An 18,075-nucleotide genomic window follows, 5' to 3' on the forward strand; every position below is an offset into this window, starting at 1 on the left:
AAAAAATATAATTAATCAAGCATAAATATTATTAATGTTCATTTATGGAAGACAGATCCCATATTTATCAATTTATCTTAAATAGTCATTTAAATATCAATCAATTTGCTATAGTTTAACATAAAAAAATTCCACTGAAATCACTTAAACGAGTAAGTTAAAAAGGTACTTATTATGCGTAAAAAATTAGCGGAAAAAATAAAACAGGAGTTTTCTGGCTTTAAAGACGTTTCGATAAGATCGTTTTTTGGCGGATTTAGTCTTAATAGCGAGTCAACTATGTTTGGGTGGGTTGACCAAAAAAATGTTTATTTAAGAGCTCATCCTAATTATCGTTCTATTTTTATTGAGCTTGGGATGCAGCCACTCAATTTAGTTTTTGATGGTTCTAATAAATTGCTTGATTATTATAAAGTTGATGACAACTTACTGACAGACCGTAAGAAACTACTTGATATTGTGAAAATAGTCATTGAGCATGCTAAACAAGACCAAAGCGAAAAATTAGCAAAAACGCAAAATCGTCTAAAAGCGTTACCTAATATGTCAGTATCATTAGAAAAGTTAATGATAAGTGTTGATATTACTGATATTCAGAGCTTTAAAACTAAGGGGTATTTGGAAACTTATTACCGAATTAAACATAAAAATCCGAAACTATCGTTTAATGTTTTATTTGGATTATATGGGGCATTATCAGGCCAACATGTAGCATTATTATCTCAAGATTTAAAAAAAGAAATAAAATTAGCTTATCAGGAGTTTTTGCAAACCAAGCAAAAACTCGATTAATTGTCGGTTTATCCTATAAGTTAAATACCATCATTAAATTTATTGGTTTAATGATGGTATTAAATTAATTTTTGTTTCAGTTACTAGATGTTAACTTATTATGATGGTCTTCTACGAGTTGTTCTTTTGAAAGGTCTTGGTGTCGGTAGATCCGTGAGTAATGCATGGGGATCATATTGGGTAACAGGAATGGCATGATCAATCGCTTTCTCAATAGCTGGTAGGTTTTGAGAATAACGTTCACAAGCTAACGAAATTGAATAACCTTCAGCACCAGCACGGCCGGTACGACCAATTCGATGTCGATAATCATCACAATCATCAGGTAGGTCATAATTAAAAACGTGAGTTACATTTGGAATATGTAAACCTCGTGCAGCAACATCAGTTGCGACTAATATATCAAGATCACCTTGAGTGAATTTATCTAGAATAGATAAACGTTTTTTTTGTGCTATATCACCTGTCAATAAGCCGACACGATGACCGTCAGCCACTAAATGGCGCCAAACTTTCTCACAAGCAACTTTAGTATTTGCAAATACAATACAGCGATCAGGCCATTCCTCTTCAATTAAAGTTTGTAGTAAAGCTAATTTATCCTCATTTGATGGGAAAAATAGTTCTTCTTTAATTCTGTGGCCAATTTTTTGTTCTGGTTCGACTTCAACATATTGAGGATCATTCATATATTCAAAAGCAAGTTCACGAACATTATGGGTTAAAGTTGCTGAAAATAACATAGTCAGGCGTTTTTTAGGCGATGTCATATGTTTAAATATCCAACGTATATCACGGATAAAACCTAAATCAAACATACGATCTGCTTCATCAAGAACAGCGACCTGAATCGCCTCTAGATTAATATAATTTTGTTTTGCATAATCAATTAATCGGCCAGTGGTAGCAATTAATATATCAATACCAGCAGATAACATTTTTAATTGTTTATCATAACCATCACCACCATAAGCTAAGCCTAATTTGAGGCCAGTTTGTTCTGAAAGCGTTTGTGCATCATGATAAATTTGTACCACTAATTCACGCGTTGGTGCGATAATGATAGCTCGTGGTTGATTTGGCATTTGATCGGCTAATGGATCATTATTCAATAAATGATTAAATGTCGAAGCCAAAAACGCAATCGTTTTACCCGTACCAGTTTGTCCTTGCCCTGCAATGTCAATTCCTTTTGAGGTTAATGGTAATGTTTGTTCTTGAATTGGGGTGCAGTAAACAAAACCTTTTTTCTCCAATGCTTGTATAACTAATGGATGAAGGGGAAATTGATTGAAAGTGGTTTTTGTAAGATATGATTGAATCATTATTGTTTAAAGTATAATTATCAGAATAGGGCAATTGTAACATACTAAATATAACAACTTCACTAATAATTATATCCTATTATAATAATTACTAGCGGTAGATATGAAAATATCCTAATATAATTTCAGATAAATTCCTTAGGAGATAATTAAATGAGTCATAGCATTGTTTCACTTTCTGAAGCTACATTTGATAAAACTATTAATGAATCGATTAAACCTGTATTAGTTGATTTTTGGGCTGAATGGTGTGGACCTTGTAAAATGGTTGCCCCTATTTTAGAGGAAATCGCTCAAGAGTATGGTGATAAAATTATTATTGCTAAATTAAACGTAGAACAAAATCCGAATATAGCGCCAAAATTTGGTATTCGTGGTATTCCAACATTATTAATTTTTAAAAATGGTGAAGTAGTTGCTACTCAAGTAGGAGCATTATCTAAAGTACAACTTAAAGCATTTATTGACCCACAACTTTAATTTGTTCAATAAATATCAATAATAAGCGTTTATAATGGCGCTTATTATTTTTATTTCCATAAAATATAATTAAAAATATAGACAGTCTTATAATTTTAGTGTAAATTGCTAAAATTCTTACAGAAACCCCTTTCAGCAATCCATTGTTTTTCTTGATAAAGTGGTGAAAATTCAATATCCAATCGCGTAATTATCATCAAAAGCTAAGTAATAATTAATTTTATACATTGCTAGAAAGAGAAATTTTTATAAATAAATGAAAGAAATATACAACAAAAGCAGTAATTGCAAACATATCAATTTTATCCTCAAGAATTTTTAAAACTATGAATTTAACTGAATTAAAAAACACATCTGTCGCCGAGCTTGTAGCGCTTGGTGAGAAAAAAATGGGGCTTGAAAATCTTGCCCGTCTTAGAAAACAAGATATTATCTTTGCAATCTTAAAACAGCACGCTAAAAGTGGTGAAGATATTTTTGGCGACGGTGTTCTAGAGATTTTGCAAGATGGCTTTGGCTTTTTGCGTTCTGCAGATAGTTCTTATTTAGCGGGGCCTGATGATATATATGTTTCACCAAGTCAAATTAGGCGATTTAACTTACGAACTGGTGATACTATAGCCGGTAAAATTAGACCGCCAAAAGAAGGTGAACGTTATTTTGCTTTATTAAAAGTAAATGAAGTTAACCACGACAAACCCGAAGACGCTCGTAATAAGATCCTTTTTGAAAACTTAACTCCTCTACATCCTAACTCTCGCTTACGTATGGAACGTGGCAATGGCTCAACAGAAGATATTACCGCAAGAGTACTTGATTTAGCCTCTCCAATTGGTAAAGGTCAACGTGGTTTGATTGTTGCGCCACCTAAAGCGGGTAAAACCATGTTACTACAAAACATTGCTCAAAGTTTAGCGGTTAATCATCCTGAGTGTGAATTAGTCGTTTTGATGATCGATGAGCGACCAGAAGAAGTGACTGAAATGCAACGCCTAGTTAAAGGTGAAGTTGTGGCTTCTACGTTTGATGAACCAGCGGCAAGACATGTTCAAGTTGCCGAAATGGTAATTGAACGAGCGAAACGTTTGGTTGAGCACAAAAAAGATGTCATTATTTTATTAGACTCAATTACTCGTTTAGCGCGTGCATACAATACTGTTATCCCATCATCAGGCAAAGTATTAACTGGTGGTGTTGATGCTAATGCTTTACATCGACCTAAACGCTTTTTTGGTGCTGCTCGTAATGTGGAAGAAGGTGGTAGTTTAACAATTATAGCGACAGCTCTAATTGATACTGGTTCTAAAATGGATGAAGTTATTTACGAAGAGTTTAAAGGTACTGGTAATATGGAAGTACATTTATCGCGTAAAATTGCAGAACGCCGCGTATTTCCTGCTATTGACTTTAACCGTTCAGGTACTCGTAAAGAAGATTTAATGACTTCTCCAGACGAATTACAAAAAATGTGGATTTTACGTAAAATTCTCAATCCAATGGGCGAAATTGATGCAATGGAATTCTTAATCGATAAACTTGCCATGACTAAAACTAATGACGAGTTTTTTGAAATGATGAAACGTTCATAATTTGCATTATTTTAAAGTAGTTTAATTAAAGTAATGAAAAAAAGCCGTATTATGTATTGATACGGCTTTTTTTATGGCAGAATGTAATCTATTGTGACTAAATAATTGTGTTAACGCAGTAATATCAAACCTTGTAAGGTTATAAAGATTAAATCAAGTAAAGTAAAGGAGCCTAATTATGTCTAAACAACAAATCGGTGTCATCGGAATGGCCGTTATGGGGCGAAACCTAGCACTGAATATTGAAAGTCGTGGATTTTCAGTATCAATTTACAATCGCTCAAGAGATAAAACAGAAGAGGTTATAGCAGAACATTCTGATAAACGATTGGTTCCTTATTATTGTATTGAAGATTTTGTCAATTCTTTAGAAAAACCTCGTCGTATCCTAATTATGGTGCAAGCTGGGAAAGGTACCGATGCAGTCATAGATGAACTCAAACCCTTGTTAGATAAAGGTGATATTATTATTGATGGTGGTAATGCTTATTTTGAGGATACTATTCGTCGTAATAAAATGCTATCTGATGAAGGCTTTAATTTTATTGGGACAGGTGTTTCAGGTGGCGAAGAAGGCGCACTAAAGGGGCCATCAATTATGCCTGGCGGTCAAAAAGAAGCATATGAACTTGTTGCACCAATTTTAGAAAAAATTGCTGCAAAAGCGGATGGAGAACCTTGTGTAGCTTATATAGGCCCTGATGGAGCCGGACATTATGTTAAAATGGCTCACAATGGTATTGAATATGGTGATATGCAATTAATCGCTGAAAGCTATAGTGTGTTAAAACATGTAGGTGGGTTAACTAATGATGAACTTTCTGATGTTTTTTCTAATTGGAATAAAGGCGAGTTAGATAGTTATTTAACCGAAATTACCGCAGACATCTTTAAATATAAAGATGAAAATGGTGATTATTTGGTTGATAAGATTCTTGATGCGGCAGGTAATAAAGGTACTGGCAAATGGACGAGCCAAAGCGCATTAGATTTAGGTGAACCATTATCTTTAATTACTGAATCGGTATTTGCACGTTATATTTCAGCGATTAAAGATCAACGTGTTGTTGCATCAAAAGTACTAAAAGGACCTAGTAAAGAGGCATTTACAGGGGATAAGCAAGCGTTAATTGAAAAAGTTCGTAAAGCACTTTATATGGGTAAAATTATCTCTTATGCACAAGGGTTTGCTCAATTAAAGGCTGCATCAGAACATTATAACTGGCAACTAAATTATGGTGAAATTGCTAAGATTTTTAGGGCAGGTTGTATTATTCGCGCACAATTTTTACAAAAAATTACTGATGCTTATAGTGAAAATAACAGTATTGATAACTTACTTTTAGCACCATATTTTTCTAAGACTGTTGAAGCCTATCAACAATCATTGCGTGATGTAATCTGTTTAGCTGTTTCGCAAGGTATTGCTGTTCCTACGTTATCGGCAGCAATTGCATATTATGACAGTTATCGTTCAGCAGTATTACCCGCTAATTTGATTCAGGCTCAACGAGATTATTTTGGTGCGCATACTTATAAACGAATCGATAAAGAGGGTGTGTTCCATACTGATTGGTTAAATATTGAATCTTAATTCTGATTAATATCTATACTTGTTCTTATATAAGAGTGCAAAATTAATTTGCACTCTAACAAAATTTATTCACCTTTTATATCCTATTTATCCAAATTTTTTTAATGCTATTCACCGGAAGACTTGTGATTATTGGCGTTTGCTTTGTCAAGTAAATTATTTTTTTTAAAAACTAGAAAAGCACAATATATGGTGTATAATTCCAATATATTTACTACATATAGTGTTTTCTAAAGCGGTGTGAAAATCCGAGTTTATATCAAAATGCCTCATATTTTAATAAAAAATCAATAGTTTTGAATAAGAACAGTAACTATTAAGGTCGATAAAAACTCATGCTAAGCGCTAACTATTAATGAATATTGAGGAGTATATATGCCCGTAGTAATCAAACGTGATGGTTGTCAGACTGCATTTAATGAGACTCGTATTAAGGATGCTATTATAAGAGCAGCTGTTGCGGCTAATGTTAATGATCCAGATTATTGTGCAGCGGTAGCTCGCGTGGTGACTAATCAAATGATGGATCGTGAAAGTGTCGATATTAATGAGATTCAAAATGTTGTTGAAAATCAACTAATGTCAGGCCCTTATAAAAAATTAGCGAGAACCTATATTGAATATCGACATGATCGCGATCGTGCTCGTGAAGAGCGTAGCCGTTTAAATCAAGATATTCGTGGGCTAATAGAACAAAGTAATGTTGCTATTTTGAATGAAAATGCGAATAAAGATAGTAAAGTTATTCCCACTCAACGTGATTTATTAGCAGGTATTGTTGCTCGACATTATGCTAAACAATATTTATTACCAAAGGATATTTCACGTGCTCATGATTGTGGTGAAATACATTATCATGATCTTGATTATGCCCCATTTTTCCCAATGTTTAACTGTATGCTAATTGATTTAGATGGCATGTTAACTAATGGTTTTAAAATGGGTAATGCTGAAATTGAACCGCCAAAATCTATTGCAACAGCCACAGCCGTAACGGCTCAAATTATTGCGCAAGTTGCTAGTCATATTTATGGTGGCACCACCATTAATCGTATTGATGAAATTTTAGCAAAATTTGTCACTATTAGTTATCAAAAACATAAGCAAGTTGCTGAAGAATGGAATATCCCAAATCCAGAGGCTTATGCAGAAAGTCGTACCCAAAAAGAGTGTTATGATGCATTTCAATCTTTAGAATATGAAGTAAATACTTTACATACTGCTAATGGACAAACTCCATTTGTTACATTTGGGTTTGGTTTAGGAACAAGCTGGGAATCAAGGTTAATTCAAGAATCAATTTTAAAAGTGCGCATAAAAGGGTTAGGTAAAAATCATAAAACGGCGGTATTCCCTAAATTAGTGTTTGCCATTAAAGATGGTATTAATCACAAACAAGGTGATGCTAATTATGATATTAAACAGTTAGCGTTAGAGTGTGCAAGTAAACGTATGTATCCAGATATTTTAAACTACGATAAAGTTGTTGAAGTAACTGGATCATTTAAAACGCCAATGGGATGCCGTAGCTTTTTAGGTGTTTATGAAGAAGATGGTCAACAAATTCATGATGGTCGGAATAATTTAGGTGTCATTAGTCTTAACTTACCTCGTATCGCTATTGAAGCTAAAGGTGATGAAGCTCGTTTCTGGGAAATTTTAGACAAACGTTTAGCACTTTGTAAAAATGCATTAATGACTCGTATTGCTCGTCTCGATGGTGTCAAAGCTCGTGTTGCTCCGATTTTATATATGGAAGGTGCTTGTGGTGTTCGCTTAAAAGAAGATGATAATGTTTCTGAAATCTTTAAAAATGGCCGTGCATCAATCTCTTTAGGTTATATTGGTCTGCATGAAACTTTAAATGCACTTTATGGTAACCAAACTCATCCATTCGATAGTGAAACCTTACGTAATAAAGGTGTAGCAATCGTTGAACATTTAGCTAAAGCGGTTGAACAATGGAAAAAAGAGACTGGTTATGGATTTAGCTTATATAGTACACCGAGTGAAAACTTATGCGACCGATTCTGCCGTTTAGATACTTCTGAATTTGGTATTATTCCTGGAGTAACAGATAAAGGTTATTATACTAATAGTTTCCACCTTGATGTTGAGAAAAAAGTGAATCCATATGAAAAAATCGAATTTGAAAAACCTTATCCGGCAGTAGCAAGCGGTGGTTTTATCTGTTATGGCGAATACCCTAACATGATTAATAATGTTAAAGCATTAGAAGATGTGTGGGACTACAGCTATACGCGTGTACCTTATTATGGTACCAATACGCCAATTGACGAATGTTATGAATGCGGTTATACCGGTGAATTTTCATGTACTAGCAAAGGTTTTGTTTGTCCTAGCTGTGGTAATCATGATTCAGCTAAAGTTTCTGTTACTCGTCGTGTTTGTGGATATTTAGGCAGTCCGGATGCTCGTCCATTTAATGCGGGTAAACAAGAAGAAGTCAAACGCCGAGTTAAACATTTAGATAATGGGCAAATAGGTTAATAAATTATTTTATCATTATGAATTATCATCGTTATTATCCTGTTGATGTGGTTAATGGTGAAGGGACTCGTTGTGCACTTTTTGTTGCTGGCTGTATACATCAATGTCCTGGCTGTTATAACAAAAGCACATGGGGAATAAACTCTGGTAAGCCATTTACACAATCACTTGAAGATCAAATTATTAAAGATTTACAAGATACTGAAATAAAACGCCAAGGATTATCACTTTCTGGTGGTGATCCTTTGCATCCACAAAATATTCCTGCCATTTTAAAACTGGTAAAACGAGTAAAAGATGAGTGTGATAATAAAGATATTTGGTTATGGACAGGCTACAAGCTTGATGAGTTAACCGACGCTCAACAAGCTGTAGTTCCCTATATAGATGTTTTGATTGATGGAAAATTTGTGCAAGAACTGGCTGATCCTAAGCTATTATGGCGAGGCAGCAGTAATCAAATTATCCATCGATTTAAATAAAATTATTGTGATTTATGCAAATTTAATAGATAAGAAATAGCTTCTCGATAATTGATTTCAAGATTTTCACTGCTCGATGATGTAATATGTAAGTCAGTAATCTTGCCATTATCAATCCCATAAACCCAACCATGTAAATTAACTTTTTTACCTCTTTGCCATGCGGATTGAATTACTGTTGAATGTCCAAGATTATAGACTTGTTCAATAACATTAAGCTCACATAAAATATCTAAACGAATATCGGCGGGAAACTCGCCGATTAAAGAACTATAACGGAACCATAAGTCACGAATATGTAGTAACCAATTGTTAATTAGACCTAGATCGGGATTTTCTACTGCAGCTTTAATTCCACCACAACCTAAGTGTCCACAAATGATAATATCTTCTATTTCAAGTACATCAACGGCATATTGCACGACAGATAAACAGTTAAGATCGGTATGGATAACCAAATTACCAACATTACGGTGAACAAATAATTCTCCAGGTTTTAATTTAATCAATTTTTCAGCTGGTACTCGACTATCAGAACAGCCAATCCATAAAAACTTTGGATTTTGAGCAATGGCAAGCTGTTTAAAAAAATCAGGATCTTCTTGTTCTATTTTTTCTGACCATTCGTGATTAAAGCGAATGAGATCGCTAACATCAAACATAATGTCTATTCCTTGTTATATTTCATCGTTAGTAACATTTGCTAATTTTGTATTAACTAAATTGTTTTTATATGCTGAATTTTACTTTTCATTATTAACTTTCGCCATATTGGCGTAGTAAGAATTTTTGCTTTGATAATTTTGCTATATAGTTTAAAGCGTAAAGGCATTGTTTTTTGATAATAATGTTTATTAGGTTTTGCTACGCCACTATTTAATATTTTGCTAAGAATCTCAGCGCTATCAAGTGCATAACTGATACCTTCTAATGAGCTAGCACTAATAAATCCAGCCGCTTCACCAATTAAAAAGATATTTTCATTACCAGTATAAAAATCTCGGAATCGATTTGGATAAACAACAAGACACTTTTCGGTTTTTAGAGGTTCGCCAAAAATAAAACCTTGTTGAGCTAATTTTTCTTTTAATAACTCGAAATGTTGATTGGCTGTCTTTTTAGGGAAGGCTCCACCAAAAATGAAATGTTTATTTTTGGAAATGCTCCATGCATAACAATTTGTGGTTTTATTATCAAAAATACAAGAATAAAAAGGAATTTTATGGTTATCCGTAAACCATTGTTGGATAGCAACATATTGTCTAATGGAATGATTAGGATAGCGCATACGTCTCACAACTGAATTTGCGCCATCAGCACCAACTACGTATCTAGCGGTAATCTTATGTTCAATTTTATTTTCATCAATATAAGTGATTTGATACCCATCAATGACTCTTCTGATTTCTTTGCATAATGTATCATGTAACACATTAACACTATTTGGTATAAGCGACTTTAACCATAGGTCGAATTTATGTCGATCAAAACTGACATAACTGCGTTGATAATTACGGATCAGTTTAGTTTGCAGATCGATGGTTTTTACGCTGAAAATTTGCGGATCAGTTAATATATCCAATGGTAAATTTAGCTTTTGTCTTACAAACGCTTTCTGTGCATCATTGGCCAATAAACCACCACATGGTTTATGAAAACCTTCATCACCAGCTTGATGCTTTTTATCTAATGCAATGATCTTAAAAGATGGGTTAAGTAACCGAGCGAGCGTGCTACCGGCAGGTCCAAGTCCAATGATGGCTATATCGTAATCCATATTCTTGTGTTATCTGTTTTATTTGGTTGAAAGCTGACCATTTTATCATATTCGATAAAAAGGCGGTTAATAGTAAAATCGAAGATTTAGTCAATTTTACTAAAAATTTTTGAGGAAAGGGGTTTTTTAGTCGATTTTAATTAATTGTGATCAGTTAATTTGCTACCGTCTGTAAAAATTCCTTATTTAATTCATCAAATGGTAAAGTTCGACTAATCACAACTAAGCGAGATATTTTTTCGGAAGCTTGTTGCCATGGAGAACCGTAATCAAAGCCGACAACTTTATGGACTCCTTGAACAATGAGCCTTTGGTTATTGTCTTTAATTGCAAGTATCCCTTTATAGCGGAGCATATCATTACCATATTTTTCAACTAGATTTTCCATAAATGAACCAATCTTTTTAAGGTCAAGTTCTTTTGCCTCAAAAAGATAGGAACATATCTCATCATTCCAGGATGAGGTTTGATATGGAATTGTTTTAAAATTAGTTTCTAACTGCTTGGACGGATTAACAATAAAAAAACCTTTATTAAGAACTAACTCCTCATCTAAATCAAAAGCATGGATATCTAACCATTGTGATTTTGCAATTTTACCATTAATCGCTTGATAGATAGTTGCTTTACTATTAATTTTCTGAATGCGATTTAGAATTTCAATTTGTTGTTGTTCTGTGATGCAGTCGGTTTTAGATAAAATAATACGATCGGCAAAACCAATTTGAGACACGGCAACTCGATGTTCATTTAAATGTTGCAAAATATGTTGAGAATCAACAATCGTAATAATTGCATCAAGTCTAATGGTTTCTCTAATTAGCTCATCAATAAAAAAAGTTTGAATAATAGGTGCCGGATCGGCAAGCCCAGTGGTTTCGATAATGAGCCTATCAAATTGCAATTTACCAGCTTGCCTTTCTGTGTGCAATTGATGGAGAGCTTTGGTCAATTCACCTTGCACAGTGCAACAAATGCAACCATTGGTCATTTCAACAATTTGAATATCATGATTTTGTGTAAGTAAGTTGCTATCAAGATTTACTGGACCAAATTCATTTTCAATAATCATTATTTTTTCATTGTGATTATTTTCAAGCAGGTAATTGATGAGTGTTGTTTTTCCTGAGCCGAGAAACCCAGTTAATAAAGTGACTGGTAATAAGGAAGTACTAATATCTTGTGTCATAAACTATTCCTTTCTATTTAACAACACTTAAAGCCACCTTTGCCACTATAACGAGCATCTTGTCGTTCTTTAAAAAACTCTTCATAAGTCATAGGAGTTTGTTCTGGATGAGTTAGTTTCATATGTTGTACATACGTATCGTAATCGGGAATTCCAACCATTAGTTTGGCGGCTTGACCTAAATATTTTCCAGCTTTAGCGATTGAGTCAAACATATTTATCCCTTTTTATTAAATAAAGCAGTTAAGATTATCTTATTTTTAAACAATTGATATTTTCAAAGATATCAATCTCACTATAAATGCCGATGTGAAGTGAGTCAATCTCCGATTGATAATAATTTTAATCTAATTTATTAAATAAAATTTATGATAAATAAAAGAGGTATATCAAATAATTGAAATTGTGTTGAGTTGTTTTAGTGAAGATAAATTAGTGCTTATATTTTGGTAAAATTCATTTATCTATTGATAAATAACTTCTATAATAACGGCCATTTAAAATGAATAAGAGTTAACAATGGAAAAGTTTCACGTTACTGGCCCTACTTCTTTAAATGGGGAAGTTGTCATTTCTGGCGCTAAAAATGCTGCGCTACCTATTTTATTTGCTGCAATTTTGGCTGAAAAACCAGTTGAGTTGCAAAATGTTCCCAAATTAAAAGATATTGATACAACACTCGAATTGCTTGCACAATTAGGCGTGAAATACCAACGTAATGGTTCTATTCATCTTGATGCTGGTCAAATTGATAATTATTGTGCACCTTATGAACTCGTCAAAACCATGCGTGCATCAATTTGGGCTTTAGGTCCACTGGTTGCTCGATTTGGGCAAGGGCAAGTTTCATTACCGGGCGGATGTGCTATAGGTGCAAGACCTGTAGATTTGCATATTACAGGTTTACAACAGTTAGGTGCGACAATCACGTTAGATGAAGGATATGTTAAAGCATCAGTTAATGGTCGTTTGAAAGGTGCTCATATTGTTATGGATAAGGTGAGTGTTGGGGCGACAGTAACAATTATGTGCGCAGCAACCTTGGCCGAAGGTAAAACTATAATAGAAAATGCAGCTTGTGAGCCTGAAATTGTTGATACCGCAAAGTTCTTAAATATGCTGGGCGCTAAAATTACCGGTGTTGGCACTATGCGTATTGAAATTGAAGGTGTCACTAGTCTCGGTGGTGGCGTACACGAAGTTGTTTCTGATCGTATTGAAACAGGAACATTTTTGGTTGCAGCTGCTATTTCAAGAGGTAAAATAACTTGTCGTAAAACTGATCCAAATTTATTAGATGCTGTGCTATCAAAATTGAAGGAAGCTGGTGCTAATATTGAAACAGGTGATGATTGGATCTGTTTAGATATGCAAGGCAAACGAGCAAAAGCTGTAAATATTCATACTGCACCACATCCAGGTTTTCCAACTGATATGCAAGCCCAATTTTCATTATTAAACATGGTGGCAGAAGGAACTGGAATTATCAAAGAAACGATTTTTGAAAATCGCTTTATGCATGTACCAGAGCTTATTCGTATGGGGGCTCATGGCGAAATCGAAGGTAATACATTAATTACTCATGGTGTCGAAAAACTTAGTGGTACTCAAGTTATGGCGACTGATTTACGAGCTTCAGCAAGTTTAGTTTTAGCAGGATGTATCGCTGAAGGTTCGACAGTTGTTGATCGTATTTACCATATTGATCGTGGATATGATAATATTGAAGAGAAGCTTAGAAAATTGGGCGCTAATATCGAACGAGTAAAATAGTTTTAATTTTTGACGCTGTTTAAACACAGCTATTAGATAAGAAGGAGTGTAATATGGCAAAGCAAGCATTAGTATTTTTATCGAATGGCTGTGAGGAAACCGAAGCTGTTACAACTATTGACTTATTAACTCGAGCCGGAATAAATGTCACTTACGCTAGCATCACCGAAGATAGACAAATTGAATGTTCTCGTGGAGTAACTATCTTAGCCCAAAAGGTATTTTCAGAAGTTAATAATCTTGATTTTGATGTGATTATTTTACCTGGTGGATTAAAAGGAGCGGAAAACTTTCGCGACTCCCAACAATTAATTGAAAAATTAAAACAAGCACATCAAGCTGGCAATATAATTGCTGCTATTTGTGCATCTCCGGCAATGGTTCTGCAACATCATAATTTATTTCCAGATGCATATATGACCGGTTATCCAGAAACGAGAGATGCTTTTAAACATTGGAAATCGGATAGAGTTTATTTTGATGCACAAAATAGAGTCATTACCAGTCAAGGTCCTGCAACGTCTATTGATTTTGCATTGAAAATTATTGAAATTCTATTAGATAAAAAGGCTGCAGCTCAAGTTGCTGCACAGCTAGTTCTACCACAAGGAATCGCATCCTACCAATAAATAGGTAACAAATGTCAAAATCACATTTGTACGAAAAGTTAATTAAAAGGGCTACATTAAGTGCCGTTTTAATTTCTGTTTTCCTAATTATTATAAAATTACTTACGTGCTGGTTTACTGGCTCGATGAGTTTATTTGCCTCTCTTTTAGATTCGAGTATTGATTTATTGGCATCTGGACTTAACTTTTTCTTAGTTCGTTATGCATTAAAACCGGCTGATGATGATCATACTTTTGGTCACGGAAAAGCCGAATCGTTGGCTGCATTAGCACAAAGCACCTTTATTATTGGTTCTGCAACTATTTTATTACTTTCAAGTATTAAATCTATTATTCATCCAGAAGCAATAGCTTCACCTTTATTAGGTATTGCTGTCTCTGTGATTTCAGTTATTGTGACAGGGGTATTAGTTTTATACCAAAAACATGTAATAAAACAGACTAAAAGCAAAGCAATTGAAGCTGATATGTTGCACTATTCTTCTGATATGTTTATGAATATTGCGGTTATTGTGGCTCTCTTTTTAAGTTGGTATGGTATTACTTATGCTGATGCCTGTTTTGCCTTTTTTATTGCGCTATATATTTTTTATAATGCTTATCAAATAGCTTATAGTGCAATTCAAGACTTATTAGATAAAGCCTTACCAGAAAGTGATAACCAAAAAATTAGTGAAATTGTTACTTCATACTCAAATGTACATGGTTTTCATGATCTGAAAACTCGACAAGCTGGGCCATTAAAATTTATACAATTGCATCTTGAATTAGACGATGATATGCCTTTAATCAAAGCGCATGCTGTCGCTGATGCAGTTGAAAAACATATTGCTCAAGAATTTGCGCCTGCAACAGTGATTATTCATCAAGATCCTGTTTCTGTTGTCCCCTTAGAAATGAATAAGTAGATAAACTAATCAAAATAGCCTCTAAACTTTTATTGTTAGTTAATTATTATGACCTTATAATAGCCGAAGGTTTATATATTGGAGTTATTTTGTATGATAAAAAAAATAGGTATTTTAACCAGTGGTGGTGATGCGCCAGGGATGAATGCAGCTATTCGAGGTGTTGTGAGAACCGCATTAACTGAAGGATTAGATGTTTTTGGCATTTATGATGGTTATTTAGGTCTGTGTGAAGATCGAATCGTTCAGTTAGATCGTTCTAGCGTTTCCGATATTATCACTCGTGGCGGTACATTCTTAGGATCAGCTAGATTTCCTGAATTTAAAGACCAAGAAGTTAGAAAAAAAGCGATCGCTAATTTAAAGAAACATCAAATCGATGCATTAGTTGTAATTGGCGGTGATGGTTCTTATATGGGGGCGATGCGTTTAACTGAAGAAGGTTTTCCATGTATTGGTTTACCTGGCACCATTGATAACGATATTCGTGGAACTGACTATACTATTGGTTATTTTACTGCTTTAGGCACCGCTGTAGAATCTATTGATAGATTAAGAGATACTTGTTCTTCACATCATAGAATTTCTGTGATTGAAATCATGGGCCGTGATTGCGGAGATTTGACACTAAATGCGGCAGTTGCTGGTGGTTGTGAGTTTATGATTATCCCTGAGGTTTCTTATACTAAAGAAGACTTAATTGAAGAGATAAAATTAGGTTTTACTAAAGGTAAAAAGCATGCGATAGTTACTGTGACTGAAAATATGTGTGATGTAAACCAATTGGCAAAGGATATTGAAGCTGCTGTTCATCATGAAACTCGAGCAACGATTTTGGGACATGTACAACGCGGTGGTTCACCAGTACCTTATGACCGAATTTTAGGTTCGCGAATGGGGGCTTATGCCGTTGAATTACTTATTAATGGTCATGCAGGGCGTTGTGTTGGTATCCAAAATGGTAAATTAGTGCATCATGATATTATTGATGCGATTAATAATATGAAAAGACCATTTGATATGGATCTTTATAATACTGCAAAACGTTTATTCTAAAAATTGCGCTATTGATAATTAAATAAAATGTGGATAATTGATAATACTAAGGTTTTAAATAGATATATCAATTATTCACACAATTGATCTTATAAAGATTTTTTTATTAATAAATTTCACATAATTCTTAATTCTTATCGTCATGGTTCATTAATTTCGATACAAATTTGAGGTTTTTATGACATTACAATATAAGCAAGAAGATGAGCGTTTTTATGTTTGTAATGATAATAATCAAGAGATAGCTGAAATGACATTTACTCGCATTGGTCATGATAAGGCAACGATTAATCATACATATACTGATCCTGCTTATCGAGGCCATGGTATTGCAGATAAGTTGCTTGAACTTGTCGTGAAAACATTACAGCAAGAAAAGCGTGAAATTATACCTTTATGTTCGTTTGCTAAAAATAAATTAACTAATTAATTAAAATCAGTTTTATATATAGATCTTTTTTAATTCTCTCCTGCTTTTGTCAAGAAATATTTTATTGTTTTTCTATAGTAATCCTAGTTTTTCTTAGCAGATTTTATGCTAATGTATGCTAAATTTTCTTTTTTATATTCAGTGTATTAAAATGGCAACAGTCAAACCTCAAAAAATCCATTCTATCCATGTATTGCGTGGCGTAGCTATCATTATGATCGTCTTTAGTCATTGCTTAGGAGTTTTTAAAAATAGTAATTTAATCGCTAATAGTTATTTATTTTCTTTTTTGAATTTATTTGCTTTTAACTTCACCACTTTTTTTGTCCTAATTGCTGGTTTTTTATTTCAACATTTGACCTACAAATATAAGGTGAAGGAATATTATTTATCTAAATTCAAAACAGTCGTATGTCCATATATATCGGTATCGATCTTCTGTTTTTTCTACTTTCACTATCAGTTTTTATCCAACTTACCATTTTTTTCATTTACTGAACCGAGCGTGCTTGGTTCTATTGTCAAGATGATGTTGACCGGCACGCAACTGTTACCATTGTGGTTTATGCCGATGATTATCATGATTTTTGCAATCAGTCCTTTACTATATTCTTGGTCTCAAAAAAGTTTGATCGTTATTGGTCTGATATCAATGTTTTGGGTGGTCATGTTTACTAAACCTGATTATACTCGGCCATTATTAAATTTGTTGCATTATGGGCCAGTTTATTTAACGGGTATGATGATAAAACAGAACTATGAAAAAATTATGCAACTAGTTAAAGATAATCTATTGTTAGTGATTTTCTTTTTTGGTTTATGTTTTTGTATTCCATTTGTTTATCGTTATATTGATTATTTAGGTGTAGAAAAACTTTATTATGATACATTACAAAAAATTATTTTATTTATTTTGGCGCTTTACTTTTTAGATGGTTTAAACCGTAAAAATGAACATGGAAGAACATATAAGTTTTTTTCATATATGGCCAATATAAGTTTTCCAATTTACTTTATTCATGAAATTATCGTGTTATTTTTGGAACAACAAGTATTTAAGTCACCAATAGCAGATGTAATTAGAACTGATAACGGACAATTAGCTTCACTTGGTGCAATTAGCTTTTTAATATCTACGTTAACAATAAGTATCATTATTGCAAATCTAATAAAGTTAATATTTAAAGATAAAGCAAAATATCTAATTGGTGGCAATCGTTAAAATAAAATTGCTATTAAAAGAGAAAAAAATAGGTATTTTTATTTTTTGGATGTTGAAAAATGTGATTTACAGCAAAGTTTTGTTTTTTATTATGTTTATAATGAATGCTGGAGATATATTATAAATATACCAATATGAGTGTTGAACAAATAAAAAACAAACAGAATTATAATTGCAATTTTTCACTTGCCAAAAAAAATGAAGTGCCTATAATGCGCATCCACTGACACGGCGTCAGCGACAAGCAGACAAAAGCAGTGTTAGTGAGCAAGATCAAAAATTTTAAAAAAAGATCTTGACGAATGAAAAGGTGTAGCG

General features: G+C 33.4%; 17 protein-coding genes. 12 read left to right on the top strand and 5 right to left on the bottom strand.

The window, feature by feature from the left end:
- Positions 1 to 174: 174 nt before the first annotated feature.
- Positions 175 to 792, top strand: coding sequence for a TfoX/Sxy family DNA transformation protein (locus B6D18_RS10255; protein WP_086364368.1), 618 nt, complete (start codon positions 175 to 177; stop codon positions 790 to 792).
- A gap of 98 nt (positions 793 to 890) precedes the next feature.
- Here B6D18_RS10255 and rhlB read toward each other — a convergent pair whose 3' ends face one another.
- Positions 891 to 2,117, bottom strand: a complete 1,227-nt coding sequence (gene rhlB, locus B6D18_RS10260) for an ATP-dependent RNA helicase RhlB (protein ID WP_086364369.1) — start codon at positions 2,115 to 2,117, stop codon at positions 891 to 893.
- Between the two features lie 153 nt (positions 2,118 to 2,270).
- Between rhlB and trxA the strand changes: the two genes are divergently transcribed.
- From trxA to nrdG, 5 genes are all read left to right on the top strand, one after another.
- Positions 2,271 to 2,597, top strand: a complete 327-nt coding sequence (gene trxA, locus B6D18_RS10265; protein WP_086364370.1) for a thioredoxin TrxA — start codon at positions 2,271 to 2,273, stop codon at positions 2,595 to 2,597.
- A gap of 326 nt (positions 2,598 to 2,923) precedes the next feature.
- A complete protein-coding gene (rho, locus tag B6D18_RS10270) occupies positions 2,924 to 4,186 on the top strand; it encodes a transcription termination factor Rho (protein WP_065577819.1) in 1,263 nt (420 codons plus the stop codon).
- A 178-nt stretch (positions 4,187 to 4,364) separates the two neighbouring features.
- Positions 4,365 to 5,780, top strand: coding sequence for an NADP-dependent phosphogluconate dehydrogenase (gene gndA, locus B6D18_RS10275; protein WP_086364371.1), 1,416 nt, complete (start codon positions 4,365 to 4,367; stop codon positions 5,778 to 5,780).
- Positions 5,781 to 6,155: 375 nt separating this feature from the next.
- Positions 6,156 to 8,291 carry an anaerobic ribonucleoside-triphosphate reductase gene (gene nrdD / locus B6D18_RS10280; protein WP_086364372.1) on the top strand — a complete coding sequence of 712 codons (2,136 nt, stop codon included), beginning with the start codon at positions 6,156 to 6,158 and terminating at the stop codon, positions 8,289 to 8,291.
- 17 nt (positions 8,292 to 8,308) lie between these two features.
- The gene (gene nrdG, locus B6D18_RS10285; protein WP_086364373.1) at positions 8,309 to 8,773 is read left to right on the top strand and encodes an anaerobic ribonucleoside-triphosphate reductase-activating protein; all 465 of its coding nucleotides are present in this window, start codon (positions 8,309 to 8,311) and stop codon (positions 8,771 to 8,773) included.
- A gap of 2 nt (positions 8,774 to 8,775) precedes the next feature.
- Here the strand turns inward: nrdG and can are convergent, their stop codons facing one another.
- The 4 genes from can to B6D18_RS10305 form a co-directional block, all read right to left on the bottom strand.
- On the bottom strand, positions 8,776 to 9,435 hold the full coding sequence (can, locus tag B6D18_RS10290) for a carbonate dehydratase (RefSeq protein ID WP_065577815.1): 660 nt from the start codon (positions 9,433 to 9,435) through the stop codon (positions 8,776 to 8,778).
- A 56-nt stretch (positions 9,436 to 9,491) separates the two neighbouring features.
- Positions 9,492 to 10,550, bottom strand: coding sequence for an FAD-binding protein (locus B6D18_RS10295; protein ID WP_086364374.1), 1,059 nt, complete (start codon positions 10,548 to 10,550; stop codon positions 9,492 to 9,494).
- A 154-nt stretch (positions 10,551 to 10,704) separates the two neighbouring features.
- Positions 10,705 to 11,739, bottom strand: a complete 1,035-nt coding sequence (locus B6D18_RS10300) for a GTP-binding protein (RefSeq protein ID WP_086364375.1) — start codon at positions 11,737 to 11,739, stop codon at positions 10,705 to 10,707.
- Positions 11,740 to 11,756: 17 nt separating this feature from the next.
- Complete coding sequence (locus tag B6D18_RS10305) at positions 11,757 to 11,954, bottom strand: YbdD/YjiX family protein (protein WP_034883017.1); 198 nt, start codon at positions 11,952 to 11,954, stop codon at positions 11,757 to 11,759.
- Between the two features lie 304 nt (positions 11,955 to 12,258).
- Between B6D18_RS10305 and murA the strand changes: the two genes are divergently transcribed.
- From murA to B6D18_RS10335, 6 genes are all read left to right on the top strand, one after another.
- Positions 12,259 to 13,512, top strand: a complete 1,254-nt coding sequence (gene murA / locus B6D18_RS10310; protein WP_086364376.1) for a UDP-N-acetylglucosamine 1-carboxyvinyltransferase — start codon at positions 12,259 to 12,261, stop codon at positions 13,510 to 13,512.
- Between the two features lie 53 nt (positions 13,513 to 13,565).
- Positions 13,566 to 14,141: a DJ-1 family glyoxalase III gene (locus B6D18_RS10315; protein ID WP_086364377.1), complete on the top strand. Its 576-nt coding sequence runs from the start codon at positions 13,566 to 13,568 to the stop codon at positions 14,139 to 14,141.
- A gap of 11 nt (positions 14,142 to 14,152) precedes the next feature.
- Positions 14,153 to 15,049: a cation diffusion facilitator family transporter gene (locus tag B6D18_RS10320; RefSeq protein ID WP_086364378.1), complete on the top strand. Its 897-nt coding sequence runs from the start codon at positions 14,153 to 14,155 to the stop codon at positions 15,047 to 15,049.
- A gap of 93 nt (positions 15,050 to 15,142) precedes the next feature.
- Positions 15,143 to 16,105: a 6-phosphofructokinase gene (gene pfkA, locus B6D18_RS10325; protein ID WP_086364379.1), complete on the top strand. Its 963-nt coding sequence runs from the start codon at positions 15,143 to 15,145 to the stop codon at positions 16,103 to 16,105.
- A 178-nt stretch (positions 16,106 to 16,283) separates the two neighbouring features.
- Positions 16,284 to 16,535 (top strand): GNAT family N-acetyltransferase, encoded by a 252-nt coding sequence (locus tag B6D18_RS10330; RefSeq protein WP_086364380.1) that lies wholly within the window; start codon positions 16,284 to 16,286, stop codon positions 16,533 to 16,535.
- Positions 16,536 to 16,686: 151 nt separating this feature from the next.
- Positions 16,687 to 17,757 carry an acyltransferase gene (locus tag B6D18_RS10335; protein WP_158092575.1) on the top strand — a complete coding sequence of 357 codons (1,071 nt, stop codon included), beginning with the start codon at positions 16,687 to 16,689 and terminating at the stop codon, positions 17,755 to 17,757.
- Positions 17,758 to 18,075: the final 318 nt, after the last annotated feature.

The organism is Gilliamella sp. A7 (assembly GCF_002142015.1).
In the GTDB taxonomy this organism is placed as follows: domain Bacteria; phylum Pseudomonadota; class Gammaproteobacteria; order Enterobacterales; family Orbaceae; genus Gilliamella; species Gilliamella apis_A.